This window comes from Nocardia sp. NPDC050378 (assembly GCF_040655675.1).
Lineage (GTDB): Bacteria > Actinomycetota > Actinomycetes > Mycobacteriales > Mycobacteriaceae > Nocardia > Nocardia coubleae.
The window spans coordinates 1-3,947 of the sequence record NZ_JBFAKI010000040.1 but is presented as its reverse complement, the minus strand read 5'-3'; the positions used below and the strand labels follow the sequence as shown (position 1 = coordinate 3,947).

Here is a 3,947-nt window from a genome sequence, read left to right as displayed (position 1 = left end):
TCCTGATCACCCAGCAACCTGTTCTGCCACAGTGTGTAATCCGCATACTGCACCGGCAACGGCACCCAATCCGGAACACCGCCCTCGCAACGGGCGGCATAGGCCGAGGCCAGATCGCGGGACAGCGGTGTCAGCGACCAACCGTCACCGGCGATGTGATGCAACACCAACAGCAACACCGACACATCCGGTCCCACCCGGAACAGTTCCGCCCGCAGCGGCGGTTCTCCGGCGAGGTCGAACGCGTGCCGCGCTGCCGCTGACAATGCTGGGGCCAGGTCGGTCTCGTTGGATGTCTCGGTGACAGCAAGCGGCGCACCGGCGGCGAGGACTCGCTGGTACGGGGTACCGTCCTGGACAGTGACCACGGTGCGCAATATCTCGTGGCGCTCCACCACATCGGACAACGCAGCCTCTAGTGCGGGGATGTCCATGTCGCCGGTGAGCCGCAGTGCCAGCGGCAAATTGTAGGTCGGGCTCGGGCCTTCCAACTGGTGTAGGAACCACAGGCGTCGTTGTGCGAACGACAACGGCAACAACTCCGGCCGGGTCGCGGCGACGATGGGTGGGCGCACCTCCCGTTCGATATCCAACCGGGAGGCGAGCCCGGCAACGGTCGGGGCATCGAACAACGTGCGCATCTCCAGTTCGACCCCGAGCACCGCACGCACCCGGCTCACCAACCGGGTCGCCAACAGCGAATGCCCGCCGAGTGCGAAGAAGTCGTCATCGACTCCCACCGAGGCGAGTCTTAGCACCTCGGCGAACAGGCTTGCCAAGATCTCCTCACGCGGAGTACGCGGCAGCCGAACCGTTTCGAGGGCACCGGTTGCGGGAGTGGGCAGTGCCCGCCGGTCTAGTTTTCCGCTCGGAGTACGGGGGAGTTGCGCCAGTGCCATGACGGCTGAGGGCACCATGTATTCCGGCAACCGCTCCGCTACAAACGCGCGCAGCCCCGTCGGCGCTGTGTCTCCCACGACGTAGGCCACCAGACGGTGGTCGCCGGGTCGGTCCTCACGCACAACCACGGCTGCCGTCGTAACCTCGGGATGTGCTCGTAGGACGGCTTCGATCTCACCCGGTTCGATCCGGAAACCCCGAACCTTCACCTGATCATCCGCGCGGCCCGAGAATTCGAGTTGCCCGTCACGACGCCAGCGGACCTGGTCACCCGTGCGATACATCCGCGACCCGTCACCACCGAACGGATCCGCAACGAACCGCTCCGATGTCAGGCCAGGCCGGCCAAGGTAGCCCTGCGCGACGCAGTCCCCACCCAGATACAACTCACCGACCACACCGGATGGAACCGGGGACAGTCCAGCGTCGAGTACATACGTCCGAACGTTGTCGAAGGGCGTTCCGATCGGCGGTGTCACCGGCCAGTCAGTGACGTCGGTCGGCAGAGAGAAACCGGTCACCGCGTGCGTCTCACTCGGCCCATAATGATTGTGCAACCGCACCCACGGCCTAGTCGCACAGAACTCCCGCACTGCCGGCGACAGCGTCAACGCCTCACCGCCTTGGGTCACCGACCGCAGCCGGGGCAACCCCGCGCCGGAGTTCACCGCGGCGGCACACAGTTCCTGGATCACGACGTCAGGGCTGAAGAACGCCTCGACGTCCCAGCGTGCCAGCCATTCCACCAGCAACTCACCGCTACGCCGAATACGCTCTCCTGGCACCAGCACCACACCGCCGAACGACAGCGCGGACAGAATCTCCTGCGATGCGACGTCGAAACTCGCCGAAGTGAACTGCGCCGTCCGGAGCGCATCACCGTAGAAGTTTCGATGCCACCACAACAATCGGCGCAACCCACCGGCGGGCATCACCACACCTTTGGGACGTCCTGTCGAGCCGGACGTGTAGATCACATACGCCGGACTCGCCACGGTAAGAACACCGTTTCGGTCTCCTGCGACCGGATTCCGATCGGTCCCGTCGGCAACGGACTCGATCCGAACTTGTGGAAGAGCAGTGGGTACAAGGTCTGCGGTCCGGCCAGTCACGAACGCGAGCGCTGGCGCGGAATCCTCCAGCATGAACTGGATTCTCTCCGCCGGGTATTCGGGGTCCACCGCAAGGTAAGCCGCCCCCGCTTTCAGCACCGCCAGGATCGCCGCATACAGGTCCAGTGACCGCAGTAGCACCACTCCGACGATTTGGTCCGGTCCGATGCCTCGCCTGATCAACTCGTGCGCCAACAGGTTCGCTCTGGTGTTGAGTTCGCGGTAGGTCAGCTGGACGTCGTCGAAGATCACCGCCACCGCGTCCGGAGTACGTGCCACCTGGGATTCGAACAGCTCCGGCAACGCAACGTCGGGCACATCGGTCGCGGTGTCATTCCACTCCACCACCAGTTGCCGCCGTTCGGCTTCCGACAACAGGTCGACCGTCTCGATCCGGGTGTGGGGATCGGTTGTGACCGCTTCCAGAAGGCGGCGTAACCGGTCGACAAAACCCGTCACCGAAGACCGGTCGAACAGATCTGTGCTGTACTCCACAACCACGTGGAGACCCTCCGGGTTCCCATCCGAGCGGGCATCGCCGAACTGGAGGGAGATGTCGAACCGTGACGTCCCGGTGCTGACGTTCTCGAACTCGGTGTCGACGCCCGGGAAGCGGAAGTCCAGCGCCGCTACGTCCTGCACGGTCACAAGGACCTGGAACAGCGGGTGATACGCCATGGACCGGGCCGGGTTCAGCACCTCTACCAACTGCTCGAACGGCACGTCCTGACGCTCGTACGCGGACAGGTCAGCGTCGCGGACTCGGTCGACGAGGTCGGCGAACGTGGGATTGCCTGAGGTATCGGTACGCAGGACAAGCGTGTTGGTCATGAACCCGACCAGGTCCCCGACCGCCTCGTCGGTGCGTCCGGCGATCGGGGTGCCCAGAGGGATATCGGTGCCGGCGCCCAACCTGGTCATGAGCGCTGCGGCCGCGGCCTGCAGCACCATGAACACGGTCGCGCCCAGGTGCCGGGCGAGGTCCACGACTCGCTGGTGAAGTTCAGCGTCGAACGCACATGCTAGGGAATCGCCTCGGAACGTCGATACTGCAAGCCGTGGTCGGTCTGCGGGGAAACTCGCCTGCTCCGGCAACCCGTCAAGAGCCCCAGACCAGTAGGAGAGCTGCCGGGCCGCCAAACTTTCCGGGTCGTTCTGGTCACCCAGCAACGCGTTCTGCCACAGTGTGTAGTCCGCGTACTGGACCGGCAACGGCACCCAATCTGGGGCACTCCCGTGGCTTCTGGCTGTGTAGGCGGTGACCAGATCGCGGGACAACGGTGTCAACGACCAGGCGTCACCAGCGATGTGGTGCAACACCAATAGCAGCACCGATACATCCGGTCCCACCCGGAACAGCTCCACCCGCAGCGGCGCTTCCCCTGCGAGGTCGAACGTGTACCGCGCAGCTGCCGACAACGCCGGGGCCAGGTCGGCCTCGCTGGACACCTCGGTCACCGCAAGCGGCGCCCCGACTGCCAGGATCTGCTGGTACGGGATACCGTCCTGGACGGTGAACACAGTGCGGAGTGTCTCGTGACGTTCCACCACATCGGCCAACGCAGCCTCTAGTGCGACGACATCCACGTCACCGATGAGCCGCAGAGCCAACGGAACGTTGTAGGTCGCGCTCGGCCCCTCCAACGTGGACAGGAACCACAGGCGTCGCTGCCCGAACGACAACGGCAACAACTCCGGCCGCTCCACAGCAACAACCGGCGGACGCAGCTGCCGCTCGACATCCAACCGAGAAGCGAGCCCCGCCGCAGTCGGGGCCTCGAACAACGTGCGCATCTCCAACTCGGCACCCAACACCGCACGAACCCGACTCCCCAACCGAGTCGCCAACAGGGAGTGCCCACCCAGAGCAAAGAAGTCATCATCGACTCCCACCGAGGCCAGGCCTAGCACCTCGGCGAACAATCCCGCCACAAT

Annotated in this window: 1 protein-coding gene and 1 pseudogene; both read right to left on the bottom strand. The window is 64.8% G+C overall.

The genetic code is table 11. The annotated features are described in order from the left end of the window. Positions 1–3,806: amino acid adenylation domain-containing protein (locus AB0I35_RS32315; RefSeq protein WP_357400103.1), on the bottom strand; the 3,806-nt coding region annotated here is incomplete at its 3' end. 12 nt (positions 3,807–3,818) lie between these two features. Continuing rightward, a pseudogene (locus AB0I35_RS32310) lies at positions 3,819–3,905 on the bottom strand (phosphopantetheine-binding protein); the annotation flags it as partial. Positions 3,906–3,947 lie beyond the last annotated feature (42 nt).